This window comes from Variovorax sp. YR750, from assembly GCF_900109805.1.
Taxonomy (GTDB): Bacteria; Pseudomonadota; Gammaproteobacteria; order Burkholderiales; family Burkholderiaceae_C; genus Variovorax; species Variovorax gossypii.
This window is the reverse complement of sequence record NZ_FOBJ01000017.1, coordinates 204,646-224,823: the sequence shown is the minus strand read 5'-3', so window position 1 is coordinate 224,823 and position 20,178 is coordinate 204,646. Positions and strand designations below refer to the sequence as shown.

General features: G+C 69.8%; 20 protein-coding genes. 7 read left to right on the top strand and 13 right to left on the bottom strand.

The window, feature by feature from the left end:
- The first annotated feature begins 47 nt into the window (after positions 1 to 47).
- A complete protein-coding gene (locus tag BMY35_RS30290) occupies positions 48 to 1,424 on the top strand; it encodes a tetratricopeptide repeat protein (RefSeq protein ID WP_093206697.1) in 1,377 nt (458 codons plus the stop codon).
- Between the two features lie 127 nt (positions 1,425 to 1,551).
- Positions 1,552 to 3,156 carry an N-acyl-D-amino-acid deacylase family protein gene (locus BMY35_RS30285; protein ID WP_093206696.1) on the top strand — a complete coding sequence of 535 codons (1,605 nt, stop codon included), beginning with the start codon at positions 1,552 to 1,554 and terminating at the stop codon, positions 3,154 to 3,156.
- Positions 3,157 to 3,163: 7 nt separating this feature from the next.
- On the opposite strand, the gene BMY35_RS30280 is transcribed toward BMY35_RS30285, so the two are convergent.
- Together BMY35_RS30280 and BMY35_RS30275 are read right to left on the bottom strand one after the other, a co-directional pair.
- On the bottom strand, positions 3,164 to 3,862 hold the full coding sequence (locus tag BMY35_RS30280; RefSeq protein ID WP_093206695.1) for a histidine phosphatase family protein: 699 nt from the start codon (positions 3,860 to 3,862) through the stop codon (positions 3,164 to 3,166).
- A 31-nt stretch (positions 3,863 to 3,893) separates the two neighbouring features.
- The gene (locus tag BMY35_RS30275) at positions 3,894 to 4,538 is read right to left on the bottom strand and encodes a Yip1 family protein (RefSeq protein ID WP_093206694.1); all 645 of its coding nucleotides are present in this window, start codon (positions 4,536 to 4,538) and stop codon (positions 3,894 to 3,896) included.
- Positions 4,539 to 4,664: 126 nt separating this feature from the next.
- Between BMY35_RS30275 and BMY35_RS30270 the strand changes: the two genes are divergently transcribed.
- Positions 4,665 to 5,375 (top strand): alpha/beta fold hydrolase, encoded by a 711-nt coding sequence (locus BMY35_RS30270; protein WP_093206693.1) that lies wholly within the window; start codon positions 4,665 to 4,667, stop codon positions 5,373 to 5,375.
- A gap of 22 nt (positions 5,376 to 5,397) precedes the next feature.
- Here the strand turns inward: BMY35_RS30270 and pcp are convergent, their stop codons facing one another.
- The 7 genes from pcp to BMY35_RS30235 form a co-directional block, all read right to left on the bottom strand.
- Positions 5,398 to 6,060, bottom strand: a complete 663-nt coding sequence (pcp, locus tag BMY35_RS30265) for a pyroglutamyl-peptidase I (protein WP_093206692.1) — start codon at positions 6,058 to 6,060, stop codon at positions 5,398 to 5,400.
- A gap of 32 nt (positions 6,061 to 6,092) precedes the next feature.
- A complete protein-coding gene (pxpA, locus tag BMY35_RS30260; RefSeq protein WP_093206691.1) occupies positions 6,093 to 6,833 on the bottom strand; it encodes a 5-oxoprolinase subunit PxpA in 741 nt (246 codons plus the stop codon).
- 61 nt (positions 6,834 to 6,894) lie between these two features.
- Positions 6,895 to 7,893 carry a 5-oxoprolinase subunit C family protein gene (locus BMY35_RS30255; protein ID WP_093206690.1) on the bottom strand — a complete coding sequence of 333 codons (999 nt, stop codon included), beginning with the start codon at positions 7,891 to 7,893 and terminating at the stop codon, positions 6,895 to 6,897.
- Positions 7,890 to 8,552 carry a 5-oxoprolinase subunit PxpB gene (gene pxpB / locus BMY35_RS30250; RefSeq protein ID WP_093206689.1) on the bottom strand — a complete coding sequence of 221 codons (663 nt, stop codon included), beginning with the start codon at positions 8,550 to 8,552 and terminating at the stop codon, positions 7,890 to 7,892. Before pxpB ends, BMY35_RS30255 begins: the two co-directional genes overlap by 4 nt.
- Before the next feature lie 6 nt (positions 8,553 to 8,558).
- The gene (coaD, locus tag BMY35_RS30245; RefSeq protein WP_019658578.1) at positions 8,559 to 9,062 is read right to left on the bottom strand and encodes a pantetheine-phosphate adenylyltransferase; all 504 of its coding nucleotides are present in this window, start codon (positions 9,060 to 9,062) and stop codon (positions 8,559 to 8,561) included.
- A gap of 43 nt (positions 9,063 to 9,105) precedes the next feature.
- Positions 9,106 to 9,774: an RsmD family RNA methyltransferase gene (locus BMY35_RS30240; protein ID WP_093206688.1), complete on the bottom strand. Its 669-nt coding sequence runs from the start codon at positions 9,772 to 9,774 to the stop codon at positions 9,106 to 9,108.
- A 34-nt stretch (positions 9,775 to 9,808) separates the two neighbouring features.
- Positions 9,809 to 10,447, bottom strand: a complete 639-nt coding sequence (locus tag BMY35_RS30235; RefSeq protein ID WP_093206687.1) for a LysE/ArgO family amino acid transporter — start codon at positions 10,445 to 10,447, stop codon at positions 9,809 to 9,811.
- A gap of 78 nt (positions 10,448 to 10,525) precedes the next feature.
- Between BMY35_RS30235 and BMY35_RS30230 the strand changes: the two genes are divergently transcribed.
- The gene (locus BMY35_RS30230; RefSeq protein ID WP_093206686.1) at positions 10,526 to 11,440 is read left to right on the top strand and encodes a LysR family transcriptional regulator ArgP; all 915 of its coding nucleotides are present in this window, start codon (positions 10,526 to 10,528) and stop codon (positions 11,438 to 11,440) included.
- Positions 11,441 to 11,571: 131 nt separating this feature from the next.
- Here the strand turns inward: BMY35_RS30230 and BMY35_RS30225 are convergent, their stop codons facing one another.
- Together BMY35_RS30225 and BMY35_RS30220 are read right to left on the bottom strand one after the other, a co-directional pair.
- Entirely contained in the window at positions 11,572 to 12,951 is a 1,380-nt protein-coding gene (locus tag BMY35_RS30225; RefSeq protein WP_093206685.1) for a M16 family metallopeptidase, read from the bottom strand.
- Between the two features lie 14 nt (positions 12,952 to 12,965).
- Positions 12,966 to 14,417, bottom strand: coding sequence for a M16 family metallopeptidase (locus tag BMY35_RS30220; RefSeq protein ID WP_371287212.1), 1,452 nt, complete (start codon positions 14,415 to 14,417; stop codon positions 12,966 to 12,968).
- Positions 14,418 to 14,446: 29 nt separating this feature from the next.
- Between BMY35_RS30220 and ftsY the strand changes: the two genes are divergently transcribed.
- Entirely contained in the window at positions 14,447 to 15,697 is a 1,251-nt protein-coding gene (gene ftsY / locus BMY35_RS30215) for a signal recognition particle-docking protein FtsY (RefSeq protein ID WP_177213743.1), read from the top strand.
- 230 nt (positions 15,698 to 15,927) lie between these two features.
- On the opposite strand, the gene BMY35_RS30210 is transcribed toward ftsY, so the two are convergent.
- Entirely contained in the window at positions 15,928 to 17,724 is a 1,797-nt protein-coding gene (locus tag BMY35_RS30210; RefSeq protein ID WP_093206684.1) for an ATP-binding response regulator, read from the bottom strand.
- On the bottom strand, positions 17,721 to 18,452 hold the full coding sequence (locus BMY35_RS30205) for a response regulator transcription factor (RefSeq protein WP_093206683.1): 732 nt from the start codon (positions 18,450 to 18,452) through the stop codon (positions 17,721 to 17,723). Before BMY35_RS30205 ends, BMY35_RS30210 begins: the two co-directional genes overlap by 4 nt.
- A 185-nt stretch (positions 18,453 to 18,637) precedes the next feature.
- Here BMY35_RS30205 and BMY35_RS30200 point away from each other — a divergent pair, with 185 nt between their 5' ends.
- Positions 18,638 to 19,102: an Mpo1 family 2-hydroxy fatty acid dioxygenase gene (locus tag BMY35_RS30200; protein ID WP_093206682.1), complete on the top strand. Its 465-nt coding sequence runs from the start codon at positions 18,638 to 18,640 to the stop codon at positions 19,100 to 19,102.
- Between the two features lie 98 nt (positions 19,103 to 19,200).
- Entirely contained in the window at positions 19,201 to 20,142 is a 942-nt protein-coding gene (gene rpoH / locus BMY35_RS30195; RefSeq protein ID WP_093206681.1) for an RNA polymerase sigma factor RpoH, read from the top strand.
- The last annotated feature ends 36 nt before the right edge of the window (positions 20,143 to 20,178 follow it).

Here is a 20,178-nt window from a genome sequence, read left to right as displayed (position 1 = left end):
CGTCGCACGTCGTTGAAGCATCGCCGGGGGCATGGCACCATGCCGCCATGCCCTCCGGAACCCCCACGAACAGCGCCCCGCCCTTCGCCGACAGCCTCGGCAACCCGCTCACCCTCGACGATGCCGCCAGCCTGCCGCTGGTCGACGACTTCGTCATGGGCTTCATCTCCAGCGAAGCCCGCGCCGTCAACCTGCTCGCGCTGGCCGACGCCGACGCGAGCCCCGTCGTGCAGGCCTACTGCGCCACGCTGCACCTGTTCGCCGAGTCGCGCGAGGCCGCGGCCAATGCGCGACCGTTCCTCGCGAAGGCCCGCGCCAGCGCTGCACGCGCGACGCCGCGCGAGCAGCGCTACATCGCCGCCATCGAAGCCTGGGCCGACGGCGACATCGCACGCGCCATCGCGCTGCACACCGAGCAGGCCCTGGAGCATCCGCGAGACCTGGTCTCGGTCAAGCTCGGCCAATACCACTGCTTCAACACCGGCGATTGCCCCGGCATGCTGCGGCTCGCGCTGGCGGTGCTGCCGCATGCGGCCGACGTGCCCTACGTGCACGGCATGGCGGCCTTCGGCTACGAGCAGTGCCACTTGATGCGCGAGGCCGAGGCGAGCGCGCGCCGCGCCATCGCCATGTGCCGCAAGGAGCCGTGGGCGCATCACGCGCTGGCGCATGTGATGCTCACCGAAGGCCGGCTCGCCGAGGGGCTGGCGTTCATGGAAAGCGTGAGCGACACCTGGACCGGGCTCAACTCCTTCATGGTCACGCACAACTGGTGGCACGTGGCGCTGTTCCTCATCGACCTGGGCCGCGATGCCGAGGCGCTCGCGGTGTACGACGAGCACGCGTGGGGCGTGGTGAAGGACTACTCGCAGGACCAGATCGGCGCGGTCTCGCTGCTCGCACGGCTGGAGCTCGCGGGCATCGACGTGGGCGATCGCTGGAGCGACGTGGCGGGCTACCTGCGGCAGCGCCAGGCCGACCATGTGCTGCCCTTTCTCGACCTGCAATACCTCTACGGCCTCGCGCGCGCCGGCCGCCCGGAGGCCGATGCCTTGCTGCGCAACATCGTGGCCTTCGCGCCGGATGCACCTGCCTCGACCCGCGCGGCATGGCAACGCGTGTGCGTGCCGGCCGCGCACGGGCTGGTGGCGCATGCGCGCGGCGACCTCGCTGCGGCCATCGAGGGCCTGGGCACGGCCCTGCCGCGCATGATCGAGATCGGCGGCAGCCATGCGCAGCGCGACCTGTTCGAGCAGGTGTACCTCGATGCGCTGGTGCGCAGCGGCACCGAAGCCTCGCTGGCCGCAGCGCAAGGCATCCTGCAGCAGCAGCTCAACGGCCAGCCCGAGTCGCTGCGGCTGCGCCGGCAGACGGCGGCGGTGTACCGGCGGCTGGGCCTCGGGCAGCTCACGACACAGGGCTGAGCACGGCCCGGCAGCCCATGCCTTCAGGTCATGGGGCATGGTGCAAAAGGAATTGGCGAGGGCGCGGAGGCGGCTCCTAAACTGACCGCACTCCTTCAACAAGAAGCCTTCGCGGGCCAACCATCCCATGCGCAAGTCCCTCGTCACGCTGGCGGTTCTCTCGACCCTCGCGCCCTTCTCCGTCAACCTGCATGCCGCCAACGAAGCTCCTGTCGCGCTCGACCTGCTGCTGCGCGGCGGCACCGTCTACACCGGCGACTCCGACACGCCGGTGGTAGGCGACGTTGGCATCGCAGGCGATCGCATCGTGTTCGCCGGCAAGGCGGCGCCATCGCAGTTCACCGCGAAGCGCGTGATCGACGCCACGGGCATGGTGGTGGCGCCGGGCTTCATCGACGCACACACGCATGCGGATGCCGACCTGCACTCCAGCGACCCGAAGAAGCGCCTGAACATTCCGTTCATCACGCAGGGTGTGACCACCGCGGTGATCGGCAACGACGGCTTCGGCGGATTCGACATCGCGGCGCAGGCGCAGAAGCTGCGCGCCGCGCCGGTGGGCACCAACGTAGCCATGTACGTGGGCTTCGGCCCGGTGCGCATGAGCGAGCTGGGCGAGGCCAACCGGGCACCGACGCCCGAGCAGCTCGAGGCGATGAAGAAGCGCGTGAGCCAGGGCATGTGCGAGGGCGCGCTGGGCCTGTCGACGGGCCTCTTCTACACGCCGCAGAACTTCTCGAAGACCGAGGAGGTCATCGAGCTCGCGAAGGTGGCGGCGCGGCATGGCGGCCTCTACGACAGCCACATCCGCGACGAGTCCATGTACAACATCGGCCTCAAGGGCTCCATCGACGAGGTGATCCGCATCGGCCACGAGGCGAAGCTGCCGGTGCACGTGGCGCACATCAAGGCGCTGGGCGTCGACGTGCAGGGCCAGAGCGGCGACATCATCAAGCGCATCGAGAAGGAACGCGCGGGCGGCCTGGACATCACGGCCGACCACTATCCGTGGACCGCGTCGAGCACCCGCTTCTCGGCCGCGCTGCTGCCGCCCTGGGCCAACGAAGGCGGCCGCGCGGCGACGCTGCAGCGCTTCGACGACGCCTCGCAACAGGAGCGCCTGCGCAAGGACATGCGCGAGAACCTGCGGCTGCGCGGCGGCCCCGAAACCATTCTGTTCTCGGCCGGCAGCACGAAGTACGTGGGCAAGACGCTGGCCGACGTGGCCAAGGCGTCGAACGCCGATCCGGTGGACGCAGCCATCGCCGTGCTGCGCGACGGCGACCTGATGATCGCCTCCTTCAACCAGAGCGACGACGACGTGCGCGCCTTCATGAAGCGGCCGTGGGTCATGACCTCGTCCGACTCCTCGCTGGGCCATCCGCGCGCCTACGGCACCTTCGCGCGCAAGTACGACCAGTACGTGGTGAAGGAGCACACGATCTCGCTGGCGCAGTTCATCCGCGGCAGTTCGTCGCTCACGGCCGACACGCTGGGGCTGAAGCAGCGCGGCCACCTGCGTCCGGGTTACTACGCGGACGTGGTGGTGTTCGATCCGGCGCGCTATGCGGCGAAGGCCACCTACACGCAGCCGACGTTGCTGTCGGAAGGCGTGACCACGGTGCTGGTGAACGGACAGCTCGCGGTGGACGGCGGCAAGCCCACGGGCGTGGGCGCCGGCCAGCCGCTGCTGCGCACGCCGAAGCCGGGGAGCTGCGGCTCGGCCGGCTGAGGCAGCCTCAGCCCTTGTTCTTCAGGTGCCGCGTCTGGTCGTAGGTCGGCTGCGGCGGCAGGTCGGCCAGGTGCCGGGTGTCGGCCCACTCGACGATCTCGATGTCGTCGGGCCGCTGCGGATCGGCGATGCGGATGCGGTTGAAGCCCGCGTTGGGAATCTCGCTGCGGCGCGGCCCGCTCAGGCTGAGCCCCCTGGCGGTGCGCCACACCATGTCGAGCACGCCGCCGTGGGTGACGACGATCAGGTGCTGCCCCTTGTGCGCGGCCGCGATGCCGCCCAGCGCCGCGACGATGCGCGTGTGGAACTCGCGCGCCGTCTCGCCCTCTGGCATGGCGTGGTCCTCGCGGAACTCCAGCCATTCCTCCCAGGCACGCGGATGCAGGCTCTGGATCTCCTCGGAGCGCATGCCCTCGACCACGCCGAAGAACTGCTCGCGCAGCGCCGCCGAGGTGACCACCTGCAGCGACAGCTGCTGCGCCCCGGGCGCAGCCGTCTGCTGCGCGCGCATGAGGTCGCTGCTGATGACGTGTTGCACCGCCGTCTCGCTGGCCAGCCTCAGGCCGAGGCGGCGGGCCTGCTCGTGGCCGATGTCGTTGAGCGGAACGTCGGCATGCCCCTGGAAGCGGAGCTCGCGGTTCCAGGCGGTCTCGCCGTGGCGGATGAGGATCAGGTCGGTGGTGGTTTCGGGCTTGGGCGTTGGCATTGCCGCCCATTTTCCACCCTGCGAGTGACGCTCAGGTTTTCAGGCTCGCACCCTGTTGCACGACCGCCACCACCGCTTCGGCCGCGGACACCGCGCCCAGTCGCATCGGCGACGGCGTGAGCAGCGCCAGCACCCAGGCGATCACCACGCCGCCGACGATGGCGCAGACCACCACAACGGCGGTGTACGCGACGGCCTTGTCGGGCGGGCACTTCATGAGTACCGGCAGGCCGGTGTAGAGCAGGTAGACGCCGTAGAGCGCCGCCAGCGCGCCCAGGACCGACAGCGAGGGCAGCAGGCTGAAGACGCCGCCCACGAAGGCCGCCGTGCTCGCATAGGCCGAGAGCTTGAGCGCACCGATCTGGCTCTTGGTGCCTTCGAAGGTGGGCGCCATCGCGTCGATGATGAGCGCGAGCACGAACACCATCACCAGCGACAGCACGTAGCCCACGATCATGTTCGCGAGCCCCGAGGCCAGCGGCACGCGGAAGCTCACGCCGAAGGCGCCGATGCCGATGAGCGACAGGCCGATGAAGCTGGCCACCGCCGGGATCAGCGCGAGGATCATCACGTAGTTCTTGTAGAGCGATGCGGCGTCGGCCGGCTCCGAGTCGATCTCGGGCCAGGTGGCCTTGGGCTTGAGCAGGATGGCTTGGACGCGTTCGACCAGATTCATTGCGGGGTTCCCGGACATGTGACTTGGAGTATGTCGAGGCCGGCCTCCGATGGCTGCTGGCCATGAGGCCTATGCCGCGACCTATGCCGCTGCGCTCGCTGCGGCAATCGCGCAGAATCCGTGACCATGCCCAATCTGATCCTGCTGCCCGGCCTCGCCTGCGACGAGCGCATCTGGGAAGCCCAGCTGCCCGCCCTTCCCCCCGCCTTCGGCGCGCGCGTGAGCGACGTCCAGCGGCACAACGACACCATCGAAGGCATGGCCGCAGCCGTGCTGCGCGACAACGAGGGGCCGCTGGTGCTCTGCGGCGCCTCGATGGGCGGCATGGTCGCCATGGAAGCGGCCCGCCAGGCCCCCGAACGCATCGCCGGGCTCGCGCTGCTCGGCACCAGCGCGCGGCCCGAGACGCCCGACATGTTCACGCTGCGCGAAGGCGCCATCGAGTACTTCGAGCGCGGCGAGCTGCGCGAGGTGATCGAGCCGAACGTCTACTTCGCCTTCCACCCCGCGCAGGCAGCCGACGAAGTGCTGGTGCAGCGCTACCTCGACATCGTGCTCGGCGCGGGCGCCCGGCAACTCATCAGCCAGAACCGCGCGGTGATGCGCCGGCCCGACGCCCGCCTGCACCTCGCATCGGTACGCGCGCCCGTGCTGCTGGTGTGCGGCAACGAGGACCGGCTCGCGCCCCCCGAGTGCACGACCGAGATGGCGGCGCTTCTGCCGCAGGCGCAGGTCGTCTGGGTGCCCGATTGCGGCCACATGCTGACGATGGAGAAGCCCGCGCTCGTCAACGCCGCGCTCAACGGCTGGCTGGCGAAGCACTTCCCGGCCGCCTGAGCCCTGAAGCCGCCCGGCCGGCTCAGTGCAGCCGGCCGCCGGTTTCCGCGATGTCGTGCTCAACCGCCAGCGCGGTGGCCACGGCGACGCGCAATGCCTTGACCAGCGTTTCGAGCGACATGCTCGGCGCGCCCGGAAAGCGCGCCGCCTGCTGCGGCAGGTAGGGAATGTGGATGAAGCCCCCGCGCAGCCCCGGCACCGGATGCGTCGCGATACGGTGCATGAGGCCGTAGAAGATGTGGTTGCACACGAAGGTGCCCGCGCTGTTCGAGACCGAGGCCGGAATGCCTGCCGCGCGCAGCTCGCGCACCATGGCCTTGATCGGCAGCGTCGAGAAGTACGCGGCGGGAGCGCCCGGCACCACCGGCACGTCGATGGGCTCCCGGCCCTTGTTGTCGGCGGTGCGGGCATCGTCGATGTTGATGGCGATGCGCTCCGGCGTGAACTCGGCGCGTCCGCCGGCCTGGCCGATGCAAAGCACCAGCTGCGGCCGGAGCTCGTCCATCGCGCGCATCAGCGCATCGATGGCGTCGCCGAAGACGCAAGGCACCAGGCGCGCATGCACCGTCGCGCGGCCGACCTTCCAGCCGTCGAGCTCGCGCACGGCGTCCCAGGAGGGGTTGAGCGTCTCCTGCTCGAAGGGCTCGAAGCCGGTGAGCAGGACCTTGACGGGCTTGGCTGCCACGGCCTGCCTTGTTCGTTCAGGCGTTCGAGCCGTCAGGCCATCGCCTGCACGGCGATGCCCTCGGCCTGCAGCCGCTCGCGGATGCGGCGCGCGAAGGCCAGCGCATGGGCGCCATCGCCGTGCAGGCACACTGTCTGCGCGTTGACGGGCACGACGCTGCCGTCGATGGCGGTCACGCGGCGGTCGCGCACCAGCGAGAGGGTCTGTGCGATCGACTGCTCCTCGCTCTCGATCAGCGCGCCCGGCTGGCTGCGCGGCACGAGGCTGCCGTCGGGCATGTAGCCGCGGTCGGCGAACACTTCCTCCACGGGCTCCAGGCCCGCGCGGCGGGCCGCGTCGATCATGTTGCTGCCCGCGAGCCCGAAGAACCTGAGCGAGGGATCGAAGCGGCGCACCGCCTCGCACAGCGCATCGGCGAGTTCGGGCTCCTTCACAGCCTGGTTGTAGAGCTGGCCGTGCGCCTTCACGTGCGAGAGCTTGCCGCCCTCGGCCTTCACGATGGCCGCCAGCGCGCCCACCTGGTAGAGCACGTTGGCCACGATCTCCTCTGGCGGCAGGTGCATGGTGCTGCGGCCGAAGTTCTCGCGGTCGGGAAAGCTGGGATGCGCGCCGATGGCCACGCCGTTGCGCAACGCCCAGCGCACGCACTGCTGCATGGTCTTCGCGTCGCCCGCGTGCCAGCCGCAGGCGATGTTGGCGGAGCTCACCAGCGCGAGCAGGGCTTCGTCGTTGCCGGCGCCTTCGCCGAGGTCTGCGTTGAGGTCGATTTGCATGGCGGGGCTTCCTTTTGCTGTCGCGGTTCTCTCGCGACTATCTCGCGGTTTTCTGCAAAGTCTATGCCGCGCGCGACCAACCCGCAGCAGCAAGCCCTTGCGCCACCTGCGACAGGTAGCGCTGCTGGCCGGCCCACGCATCCAGCGCCTGCGGCTGGTCGACCTGCACGAGGCGCAGCCTGCCGTTGAGCGGCGCCTGCGCGAGCTTCCAGAGATCGGCGCGGATGACCACGCCGATGCGCGGATAGCCGCCCGTGGTCTGGGAGTCGCCCATCAGGATGATCGGCTGGCCCGAGGGCGGCACCTGGATCGTGCCCGGGATCACGCCCGAGGAGAGCATGTCGCCGCTGCGCTTGCGCCTGAGCTCGGCGCCTTCGAGCCGGCTGCCCATGCGGTTGCTCTGCGGCGTGATGCGCCAGCGCTCGCCCCAGAGCTGCTCGCGCGCGGCCAGCGTGAACAGTTCGAACTCGGGGCCGGGCAGCACGCGCAGGGAGATGGCGCCGTCGTCCTCGCCGGCCCCCCAGTCGGGGCCCCGGACGCCGAAGGCGCGGTGCTGCCGCTGCGCGGCGTCGAGCCTCGAAGCGCCCGTCGGCAGCCGGTCGCCCTTGCGCAGCGCGCGCCCCTCGTGTCCGCCGAAGCCGGCCTTGAGGTCGGTGCTGCGCGAGCCGAGAACCGCCGGCACCTCGATGCCGCCCGCCACCGCCAGCCAGCTGCGTACGCCGGCCTTCTTCACGCCGGGCGCGTTGGCGCCCGCGAGCCTGAGCGTCTGGCCGGCCGCGACCGACACGCTCCAGCAGGGCCACAGCGGCACGCCGTCGAGGGTGGCCTGGAAGTCGTCGCCGGCGAGCGCGATACGCGTGTCGGTCTCGAACTGCAGCTCGCAGCCGCCCATCGTGAGTTCGAGCCCCGCGGCACCGTCCGCATTGCCCACGAGCCGGTTGGCCAGCGTGAGCGCGAGCACGTCGAGCGCGCCGCCCGGGCAGATGCCGAGCTGGCGATGGCCGTGGCGGCCCAGGTCCTGCACCGACGCGAGCACGCCGGGCTTGCGGATGACGATCATGTCTGCACGCTCTCCGCCACGAAGCGCACGCGATCGCCGGGGCGCAGCAGCGTGGGCGGCTCGGCCGCGGGGTCGAACAGCTCGAGCGGCGTGCGGCCGATCAGCTGCCAGCCGCCCGGCGACACCAGCGGATAGATGCCGGTCTGCTCGCCGCCGATACCGACCGATCGCGCGGGCACGGCAAGGCGCGGCTCGGCGCGGCGCGGCGTGGCGAGCTCGGGCGGCAGCCCGCCCATGAAACTGAAGCCGGGCAGGAAGCCCAGCAGGTAGACGACGTACTCGGCGCCGGTGTGGCGCCGCACCACCTCGGCCGGCGTGAAGCCGGTGTGCGCCGCAACGTCGGCCAGGTCGGGCCCGTGTTCGCCGCCGTAGGCGACCGGGATCTCGACCAGCCTCCCGCTGACCGCGCCGACGGCCAGCCTGGGCCAAGCTTCGAGCACCCGCGCGGTAAGCGTGTCCAGGTCGATGACGACGGGATCGAAAGTGAGCGTGAGGTTGTTCATGCCCGGCAGCGTCTCGCCGACGCCGGGCCACTCCCGCGCATGCTCGGCCAGCGCCCAGATGCGCTGCTGCTGCGCCAGAGTGGCCGGCGCGGGCAACTCGCACAGCAGTGCTGCATCGCCCAGCAGATGCAGGCGGGGCGGAGGGGTGCCGCTCATTGCGGCTTATTCACGGCCGAGGCTGCGGACCTTGGCGGCGAGCTGCTGCTCCACGTTCGGGGAAACGAACTTGTGGACCTCGCCGCCGAGCATGGCGATCTCGCGCACGAAGGTGCTGGAGATGAACTGGTACTTGTCGCTCGGGGTCAGGAACACGGTCTCGACGTCGGGCATCAGCGAGCGGTTCATGCCGGCGAGCTGGAACTCGTAGTCGAAGTCGGTCACGGCGCGCAGGCCGCGCACCATGGCCTTGCCGCCGCGCGCGACGACGAAGTCGCGAAGCAGCCCGGAGAAGCTCTCGACGGAGACCTGGTCGCTGTAGGGCTTGACGGCCTCGCGGGCCATGTCGATGCGTTCGGACAGCGTGAACAGCGCCTTCTTGTGGTGGCCCGCCGCCACCGCGACGATCACCTTGGAAAAGAGCTGGGTGGCACGGCGCACCACGTCCTCGTGACCGAGGGTGATGGGGTCGAATGTGCCGGGATAAACCGCGATGACGTTGCTGGCCATGGTTGCTTCTTCCTCATGCTGCCGGTGCGGCTTGTCCGGCGGATTATGCAGTCCCCTGCGCCGCCGGCCTCAGCAGATGCGCGTGAACCGCGCCGGCCTTGAGGTAGCGGAACTCCGCGAGGCCAAGCGCCGCGAGCTCTTCGCCGCTCCATCGACGCGGCGCCTCGAGGTACACCGAGCCCTCGGCGCGCAGCGCGCGCGCGGCGGCGCGAAGCGCGGGTTCGTAGAGCGCGACGTTGTCGAAGGGCGGATCGAGAAACACGGCGTCGAGGCTGCCGGCCGGCGCGCGTTCGAGCGCCGTGACGCCGTTGCCGCGCTCGATGCGCACGGCCTCGGCCTCGAGCTTGGTCTTCACGGCCTGCAGCTGGGCGACGAGCGAAGCGTCCTGCTCGCACAGCAGCACGCTGGCCGCGCCGCGCGAGGCGGCCTCGAAGCCGAGGGCGCCGGTGCCCGCGAAGGCATCCACGCACTGCCAGCCCGGCAGCTCGCCGCCACCGGCACCGGCCAGGCTCGCGAGCCAGTTGAAGAGGGTCTCGCGCACGCGGTCGGGCGTGGGGCGCAGGCCGGGCTTGTCGGCCACGGCGAGGCGGGTGCGCTTCCATTCGCCGCCGATGATGCGCACCTCGCTGGGCTTCGACGGGCGCTTCACCGCAGGCTTGGACTTGCCTGCTGGCGCGGAACGGGAGGCTGGGGCGGCTTTCTTCTGGGGCATGCGGCGAGCTTAACGCCGCCGCATGCGCTGGCTCTCACGCCCCCGTCAGCGCGCGCCGCGCCAACATGGCCGCCAGCACGAGCATGGTGCCGCCGACCAGCGCGTCGAGCATCTGCCAGGCGCGCGGCCGGGCGAACACCGGCGCGAGCAGCCGCGCACCGAAGCCCAGCGAGGTGAACCACAGCACGCTAGCCGCGCTGGCCCCTGCCACGAACCAGACCTTGAGCATGCCCGCGTACTGCGCGCCCGCGCTGCCCACGAGCAGCACCGTGTCGAGGTAGACATGCGGGTTCAGCAGCGTGAAGCCGGCCGCCTGCGCCACCACGGCAGCGCGCGACAGCGACGAAGCCCCCTGCGCCGTGGCCTGCAGCGCCGCGGGCTGGCGCGAACGCCACAGCGCCCTGAGCCCGTAGGCGCACAGGAAGGCGGCGCCGAGCCCCGCGAGCACGGTGGCCAGCATCGGCCGCCCCTGGAGCACCTGTGCCATGCCGGCCACGCCGGCGCCGATCAGCACCGCGTCGCTGGCGGCGCAGAACAGCACGACCGCGCCCACATGCTCGCGACGCAAGCCCTGGCGCAGCACATAGGCGTTCTGCGCGCCGATGGCGACGATGAGGACCAGGCTCATGAAGAGCCCGTTGGCGAAGGCGGTGGTGACGTGTACGGCTTGCATGCTTCGAGGATGCCGTCCGCACCGGATTAATTCAAACTAAACTTTCTTAATCCGATTCAGTTTTTCTTCATTCAAACCATGCTGGACTACGCCGCCCTGAACGCCCTGGCCGCCGTCGTGCGCGAAGGCAGTTTCGAACGCGCCGCCCGCGCGCTGCATGTCACGCCCTCGGCGGTGTCGCAGCGCATCAGGCAACTGGAGGAACGCACCGGCGGCGCCCTGCTGGTACGCGGCCAGCCCTGCGTGGCCACCGAGGCCGGGCAGCAGCTGTGCCGGCACGTCGAACGCGTGGGCATGCTGGAGCACGAGCTGCGCGAGACCCTGCCCGCCCTGGGCATGGGCGGCGGCGAGGCGGGCGACGAGCGCGTCACGATACGGGTGGCCGTCAACGCCGACACCCTCGCGACCTGGTTCATCGCCGCCGCCTCGGCCTTCGCCGCGCAGGAGCCAGGTGCGCTGCTCGACCTCTCGGTGGACGACCAGGACCACACGGCCGAACGGCTGCGCAGCGGTGCGGTGCTCGCGGCGGTGACGGCGCTGGCCCAGCCGGTGGCCGGCTGCAACAGCGAGGCGCTGGGCACCATGCACTACGTGGCGGCGGCCAGCCCGGAGTTCGTACGCGAGCATTTCGCAAAAGGCGTGGGCGCCCGCACGCTGGCGGAGGCGCCGAGCCTGGTGTTCGACCGCAAGGACCGGCTGCAGGCGCGCTGGGTACGGCGCATCTGCCACCGCAACGTCGAGACGCCCAGGCACTGGATCCCGTCGCCCAGCGCCTTCGTCGAGGCGGCGTGCTCGGGCATGGGCTGGGGCATGCACCCCGTCAGCATGGTGGCCGACGCACTCAGGGAAGGAAGGCTGGTCGAGCTGGTGCCGGGCTCGACGCTGCCGGTGCCGCTCTACTGGCAGCACGCGCGCGCGGCGCCGAAGCTGCTGGAGCGGTTGGGAGCCGCCGTGCGCGCAGCCGCCGGCAGCGGCCCGCACGCCTTGGGCTAGGCACTCCCCCCAGGCTTCGCGCGCTTCGTGTCGCTGCGCCCCCCTCGCGTGGGACGACACCTGCGGCCCGGCGGAGCCGGTTCCGCGGTGCCCACGAAGGAGCCTGCCGCAGGTGCCGGGAGAGGGGCAGGCTACTGCTGCGCCTTGGCGGTTTTCGCGTCCTTGGCGCCCACCACCACCGTCACCATCCGCTCGGGCTGCAGCTTGCGCTGGAAAGCAGCCTTGATGTCGGCGGCCGTGACCGCGTTCATGCGCGCGGTCCAGGTGTCGAGGTAGTCCAGCGGCAGGTCGTGCCAGGCGATGTTGGCGACGTTGCCGATCAGCTTGCGGTTGCTGTCCAGCAGCAGCGGGAAGCCGCCGATCAGGTTGTCCTTGGCGGCCTTCAGCTCGCTGGCGGTGGGGCCTTCGGCCACGAACTTCGCGAGCACCTCGCGCGACACCTTGACGGCCTCCTCGGCCTGGTCGGGCCGGGTCTGGAAGCCGACGCGGAACGCGCCCGCCTCGAGCCCCGGCGCGAAGCCGCTGTAGATGCTGTAGGTCAGGCTGCGCTTCTCGCGCACCTCGTTCATCAGGCGCGAGACGAAACCGCCGCCGCCCAGCACGTAGTTGCCCAGCGTGAGCGCGAAGTGGTCCGGGTCCTTGCGCGGATAGCCGGGCTGGCCGATGAGGACGTGGGCCTGCGCCGAGTCGAAGGCGATGCGCTCGTCCTTCGGCGCGGTCAGCGCGGCCACCGGCGCGATGGGCGGCAGCGGCGTGCAGGCCTCGGGGCCGGGCAGGCGCGACAGCAGCGTGGTGGCGATGGTCTCGGCCTCGGCGCGCGTGACGGCACCGACGATGCTGAGCTTGGCGCGGCACGGCACGATGAGCTGCTGGTAGCGCTGGCGCATGGCGGCGGTATCGATGCGCGCGAGCGTTTCTTCAGTCACTTCCTGGCCGTAGGGATGCACGCCGTAGACGTCGGCCGCGAACGTGCGGCCGACAATGGTGGCGGGCTTGGTGTTGGCTTCCTTGATGGCCGCGTTGATGCGCTCGCGCTCGCGCTGCCACACGTCGTCGGGGAAGGACGGCTCGCCGATCTCGCGCGCCGCCAGCGCCACCGCCTTGTTGAGCAGCGCCGGATCGGACAGCGAGCGCAGCGAATAGCTGGTGCGGTCGGTGCCGGCGCTCGCGTCGAAGCTGGCGCCCAGGTCGGCCCAGGCTTCGCCCAGCGCATTCTGGTCGAGCGCGGGCTCGCCGTTCCTGCCGGCCCGCACGCCCTTCTCGACCATGGTGGCGGTGGTGCTGGCCAGGCCGGCCTGCGCGGCGGGGTCGCGTCGGCTGCCGGCGTCGAAATCGATCTGCACGTCGACGATCGGCAGCGCGTTGGTCGACACCAGGTAGATCTTTGCGCCGCTGGCCAGCGTCCAGTGCTGGATGGGCAGCGCGGCCTGCGCGCCGGTGATGCCCGCGATGGCGGCCGCGCCCGCGAACAGGGCGCGGCGCGCGATCTTCTTGATGAGAGTCTTCGTCATGGAATCGGGCCCTTTCAGCGCATTTCGCCGGCGGGCGCGGCAAAGCCGCGGCCACGGGGCTTGGCTTCGGGCGGCAGCGGACGCAGCGTGGCGACGGTGAGCTGGTCGTCGCCGAAGTACTTGGCGGCCACGGCCTGCACCTGCGCGGCCGTGACGGATTGCAGCCGCGCGACGATGCGCTCGCTGGCGTCGAGCGGCAGGCCCTGGATCCAGTTGCTGCCGAGTTCGCGCGCCTGCGCCATCACCGAGTCGCGCTTGTAGGTTTCGCTCGCCACCCACTGGGTCTTGACGCGTGCCAGTTCGGCTTCGCCCACGCCGTCCTTGGCGATGCGCGCCACTTGCGCACGCAGGGCGGCTTCCACCACCTCGGCGCTCTTGCCCGCGGCCGGAACGCCGTCGAGCACGAAGAGCTGCGGGCCGCGGCCGACGAAGCCCGAGTAGGCCCCGGCCGAATCGGCGACGCGGTCGGGCCCCTGGGTCAGCGCGCGATCGAGCCGGGCACCGGCGTAGCCGTCGAGCACTGCGGAAAGCACCACCAGCGCCCAGGCGTCGCTGTTCACGTCGTCGATATTGGCGAGCTGCGGCACGCGATAGGCCAGCGACACATAGGCCTGCTCGGCGGGCGCCTTCAGCTCGAGGCGTCGGATGCCGCGCTGGGCCGGCTCGGTGCGCGGCTTGCGCTCGGGCACCGCGCGCGAGGGGATGCGGCCGTAGTACTTCTCGGCCATGGCGCGCACCTGGGCCACGTCGACGTCGCCTGCCACCACCAGCACGGCGTTGGCGGGCACGTACCAGCGCTTGAAGAAGGCGCGTGCGTCCTCGGGCGTCATGGCGTCGAGGTCGCTCATCCAGCCGACCACGGGGCGGTGATAGGGAGAGGCGGTGAAGACGGCGGCGTTCTGCTGCTCGCCGAGCAGGGCGCGCGGCTGGTCTTCGGTGCGCAGGCGGCGCTCTTCCTTGACCACCTCGATCTCGCGCTTGAACTCGTCGTCGGGCCACTGGTTGTTGGCGAAGCGGTCCGATTCGAGCTTCATCACCTGCTCGAGGCTGCCGACCGGGATCTGCTGGTAGTAGCCGGTGTAATCGCGGGTGGTGAAGGCGTTTTCCTGGCCGCCGAGGGCGGCCACGCGGCGCGAGAACTCACCGGGCTTGATGTCCTTGGTGCCCTTGAACATCATGTGTTCGAGCGCATGCGCCACGCCGGAGGTGCCGTCGACCTCGTCGATGGAACCGACGCGCACCCAGACCATCTGAACCGCCGTGGGCGAGCGCCGGTCGGGCTGCACGATCAGCGTCATGCCGTTGGCGAGCGTGAATTGCTGGGGGCCGGGCGCCGCGGCTGCGGCGGCGGAAGACGGGCTGGAGGCCGGTGTGGACTGGGCCTGGACAGGCATGGCCCACGGCGCCAGAAGCGCCATCGCCAGCACCGCACCAGACGCAGCACGGCGTGGCGGGAGGTGTTTCATAGAATGGCTCGGATTGTAAAAAGCTCCCGATGTTCAGTTTCTTCAAGAAAAAACCGCCTGCCGAAACCCCCGATGCGCCGGCGTCCACCCCGCCGGCCCCGGCGGCGCCTGCCCCGGAGCCCGCGCCGGCGCGCTCTGTGTTCTCGCCTTCGAGCTGGTTCGGCTCGAAGCCGACGGTGGAAGAAACGCCTGCCCCGCCACCCGCCCCCGCTCTCGCACCCGTTGCAGCACCGGCACCAGTGCCCTCGCCAGCTCCTGCGCCGGCCTCCCCACCGGTTGCATCGCCCGCTCCAGCCCCTGTTTCCGTTCCCCCGGTTGCCGCCCCCGTTCCGGCGCCAGCGCCAGTCGTCACTCCGATTGCCGAACCCGTCATCGCCACCGAGCGCAAGGGCTGGTTCGACAAGCTCAAGACCGGCCTGCGCAAGACCGGCACCGGCATCCAGGCCGTGTTCGTCAACGCGAAGATCGACGAGGCGCTGTACGAAGAGCTCGAATCCGCCCTGCTGATGGCCGACACCGGCGTGAAGGCGACCGAGTACCTGCTCGACGACCTGCGCAGCCGCGTGAAGCGCCAGATGGCCACCGACGCCTCGCAGGTCAAGGCCCTGCTGGCCGAGACGGTGGCCGACCTGCTGCGTCCGCTCGAGAAGCCGCTGGTCATCGGCCAGTTCACGCCCACCGTGATCATGGTGGCCGGCGTCAACGGCGCGGGCAAGACCACCTCCATCGGCAAGCTCACCAAGCACCTGGCCGACGAGGGCGCCTCGGTGCTGCTGGCTGCGGCCGACACCTTCCGCGCGGCGGCGCGCGAGCAGCTGCTGGTCTGGGCCGACCGCAACACCGTGGAGATCGTGAGCCAGGAAGGCGGCGACCCGTCGGCCGTGAGCTTCGACGCGGTGAACGCCGGCAAGGCGCGCGGCAAGGACGTGGTGCTGGTCGACACGGCCGGCCGCCTGCCGACGCAGCTGCACCTGATGGACGAGCTGAAGAAGATCAAGCGCGTCGTCACCAAGGCCGACGGCACGGCGCCGCAAGAGGTGCTGCTGGTGATCGACGGCAACACCGGCCAGAACGCCCTGGCGCAGGTCAAGGCCTTCGACGAGACGCTGGGCCTCACGGGCCTGGTCGTGACCAAGCTCGACGGCACGGCCAAGGGCGGCGTGTTGTGCGCCATCGCGCGGGAAAGGCCGATTCCGGTCTATTTCATCGGCGTGGGCGAAAAGCTGGAAGATCTGGAAACCTTCAACGCCCGCGAATTCGCGCAGGCGCTGCTCGGATAAGAAAGAAAAAAACGGCCCCGGCTTGCGCCGGGGCCGCTCACTTTCTCTCTCCCCTACCTACTCCGTTCGCGAGAAACGCGATGCCTTGAAGATAGGGCACAGGGCCGGCGGCTGCCAGTGTCGAAAGTCATGGGGTTTCGATGACTGTGGCGTCTATTCGCCGCATCTGGCGACAAAACGAATACAAATGAATTCAAAAGCAGGCTCGATGCCTGCGGCCGCCTTTGCCTTCATCTGGCAACCGCGACCTCGGCCATCGCCTGCAGCAGCAGGTCGGCCACGACCGGCTTGAACAGCACCGGCACCCGTGATTCGCGCACGCGCTGCAGCCGGTCGGGCGAGGTCTCGCCGGTGATGAGCAGCAGCGGCGTCGTCGCCCCCTCGGCCTGGCTGAGCCGCAGGCCGGCATCGAGCCCGTCGGCGCCGTCGGCGAGCCGGTAGTCGCACAGCAGCAGGTCGAAGGGCCGCCCCTCGCGGGCCGCCAGGCGCAGCGCGGCCGCGGCGCCGGCCTCGTCCGCCACGGCATGGGCGTCGATGGCATGGGAGCGCAGCAGGCCGGTCATGGCCTCGCGGATTTCCAGCTCGTCATCGAGCAGCAGCACACGCCCGGGCAACGCCAGCGCGGAGGCGCCGCGCTCTTCGATCAGGGAGGCCGTCGCGAGCGCTCCGGCCGGCGCCAGGGCCGGAGCACTCGCCACGGGCACCACCACGCGGAAATGCGTGCCCCGCCCTGGCCGTGAGTGCATCTGCACCGGGTGCCCCAGCAGCCGGGACAGCCGCTGCACGATCGACAGCCCGATGCCCAGGCCCCGCGAGCGATCACGGCCCGGATTGTTGATCTGATAGAACTCCTCGAAGATTCGCCCCGACTGCTCGGCCGCGATGCCGATGCCGGTGTCGCGCACCTCGATCCACACCGTTTCGCCGCGCTCGCGCGCCGTGACCGTCACACCGCCGCGCATCGTGTACTTCAGCGCGTTGTCCATCAGGTTCGACAGCATGCGGTGCAGCAGTTGCGGGTCGCTGTGCACCCACAGGCCGCTGGCGCGCACGCGCAGCTGCAGTTGCTTGTGCTCGGCGCGCGCCGCGAAGGTGTGGTTCAGCGGCAGGAACAGCGCATCGAGCTGCACCGCGCGGGGCTCCGGCGTGATCACGCCGGCGTCCAGGCGCGAGACGTCGAGCATGGTGTCGAGCGAGGCGCCCAGCGCGTTCACCGCGCGCATCAGGCGCTCGGCGTTGCGGCCCTCGGGACGGTCGCGCAGTTCGTTCTCGAGCGCGGCGCCGAAGAGCGCGATGGCATGCAGCGGCTGGCGCAGGTCGTGACTGGCGGTGCCGAGGAAGCGGGTCTTTTCCTCGCTCGCTCGCTCGGTGGCGGCGATCTGCTCGCCGAGGCGCGCGGCGAGCGCCTCGTTCTCGAAGCGCAGCATCAGCGATTCGGTCAGCAGCTTGTGCTGCCCGATGCCCGCGTACAGCGTCAGCAGGAGGTAGGCCGCGCCGGCCGCCGCCAGGAACAGGTGCAGGCCGTCGCCCTGCCACGCCAGCGCGGTGATCATGCCCAGCGACATCGGCATGGTGTAGCCGAAGAGCGCCGGCTTCAGCGGCCAGAGCGACTGCGCCGCCCGCGCGCAGCTGCCGACGATCACCGCCATCAGCAGCGAGGTCATCGGCAGGTTGTTGTGCGGCACGATGAGCCAGGGCACCACCGCCGTGACCATGCTCACCAGCGTGACCATGCGCGAGATCTTGCGCGCCCAGTAGGCGCTCTCCCGCACGGGCCTCGACGGATTCCAGCGCGGCGTGAAGAACACGTAGATGTCGGCCATCAGCAGGCCGGCCAGCCAGAACAGCAGGCTCGGATCCTTCAGCTGCGAATAGATGATGCTGCCGAACACGACCACGAAGGCCATGTGCGTCAGCGTCGAGACTCCATAGGTGCTGTAGACCGAGGCGACGTGCTCGCGCAGCACCCGCTGGCCGAGTTCGTGGTCGGCGACGGGGGTGCTCGGCGCGGCGGACTGCACGCTCAATGCAGGGTGCTGATCAACTGGGCGCGCGAACGCATGCCGAACAGCAGCAGGATGGTCGAGACATGGTTCTTCACCGTGCCTTCGCTCAGGTTCGCGAGCTGGGCGATTTCCTTGTTGGCCTTGCCCTCGAGCACCCACTGGAGCACCTGCATCTGCCGCGGCGTGAGTTCCTGCCAGGCGCTGGCGTGGGCGAATTCGGCATACCCGGTGAGCGCCCTGGGCACTGGCTGGGCTGGCGCGGCCTGTTGCTGCTGCGACGACGCGTCGGCGCCGCCGTCGAGCAGGCCGCAGGCGCGGATGAAGCTCACGACTTCCTTCAGGTCGGCCGACTTCGGCAGGAAGGCGGCTGCGCCGAGCGCGAGCACGCCCTGCGCCAGCGTGCTGTTGCCGGTGCCGGAGAGCACGACGATCCGCGCATCGGGAAAGCGCATCCGGAACTCGGCCAGGCCGCTCAGGCCGTGCGTGTCTGGCAGCGCCAGGTCGAGCAGCACCAAGCCGATGGACGCCTGGTGGGCCTCGTACAGCCTCAGCGCGTCGGCGACGTTGCTGGCCTCGAAGACCTCGATGCTCGCACCGGACGGGCTCGCCTGGGCCTGGACCAGCGCGCAGACGCCCAGGCGCAGCAGGTCGTGGTCGTCCACGACGAGGATCGCCCGGGGCGTGCGGGCGGCCGTGCCGGTCTCCGCGGCCGGGGACAGGGGTGCGGGTGAGGAGTCGAAGGGAGGCACTCGCCGATCTTAGCGATGTAACCTTCCGGTGACAGTGTAGAAAGTCACGCCAGCCTCCGTGGTTGTAGTGCTTTATGCTACTTATTTGATAGCAATTTCACATGGCATCCGCGCTTGCCATCGGGCTTCTCTGTCGGCACCATCGAAAGTCTCGCCGCATCGCACGGCGCCCACGGAGACTTGCCATGACGCACACCGCCGCCGCCCTTCTGGAATCGAGCGACCGCAAGGTCGACCGCCTGCTCGCCCACTACGAGGAAAGCCACCGCAATCCGACCAACGAGCTGATCCACTTCGTGGCCATCCCGGCCATCATGCTGAGCATCGTCGGGCTGCTGTTCGCGATCCATCCCTGGGTGGCTTATGTCTTCGTGGCCGCCAGCCTCGTCTACTACGTGCTGCTGCGCGCCCCGGCCTTCCTGGTGGCCATGCTCGTGCTGACCGGGCTGGCCCTGGTGCTGGTGCACGCGATGGGAGGACTTGTATTGCCGGTTTCCGCCGCTATCTTTGTAGTGGCCTGGATCTTCCAGTTCGTGGGCCACAAGATCGAGGGCAAGAAGCCGTCGTTCTTCGAAGACATTCAATATCTCTGGGTCGGTCCCCTGTTCGTCTTGTCCAAGCTCTTCCTAAGATTGGGCATCCGCTGGTAGCCCCTGGCTATTCCAGCGATAGAAATTCAAGGGAACCCTTGGATTAGCACTCCCTCTAACCGAGTGCTAATATGGCCAACACAAAGGAGTTCCCCCTGATGACAACGCTGTCTGGAGTCTCTGCCAACCAGCTGGCCGTCGCCAACCCGTGGTCGATGGTTCCCCCGCTGGGCAACCTGGACGCCTACATTTCGGCCGCCAACCGCCTGCCGATGCTCACGCTCGAAGAAGAGCAGGGCTACGCACGCAAGCTGCGCGACCACAACGATCTCGAAGCCGCCGGCGCCCTCGTGCTGTCGCACCTGCGCCTCGTGGTTTCCATTTCCCGCCAGTACCTGGGCTACGGGCTGCCGCACGGCGACCTGATCCAGGAAGGCAACGTCGGTCTCATGAAGGCCGTGAAGCGCTTCGACCCCGACCAGGGCGTGCGGCTCGTGAGCTACGCCATGCACTGGATCAAGGCCGAGATTCACGAGTACATCCTGAAGAACTGGCGCATGGTCAAGGTCGCGACGACCAAGGCCCAGCGCAAGCTGTTCTTCAACCTGCGCTCGATGAAGCAGGGCTTCAAGGCCGACTCGGCCGCTGCCGATACCGGCACGCACCGCGATACGCTGAGCCCCGACGAGGTGTCGCAGATGGCGACCCGCCTCAACGTCAAGCCCGAGGAAGTGCTCGAGATGGAAACCCGCCTGTCCGGCGGCGACATCATGCTCGACCCGGGCCCGACGGACGACGGCGACGAAGCCTTCGGCCCGATCGCGTACCTGGCCGACGCCTCGCAGGAACCCACCGCCCTGCTCGAATCGCAGCAGCGCGACCGCCTGTCGAGCGACGGCATCGCGACCGCGCTCGAGGCGCTGGACGACCGCAGCCGCCGCATCGTGGAAGAGCGCTGGCTCAAGGTCAACGACGACGGCTCGGGCGGAATGACGCTGCACGACCTGGCCGCGGTTTACGGCGTGAGCGCCGAACGCATCCGCCAGATCGAAGTGGCCGCCATGAAGAAGATGAAGAAAGCGCTCGCGGACTACGCATAAAGCCCGTCCGTCGCCCATCAGGAACAAAGCCCGGCA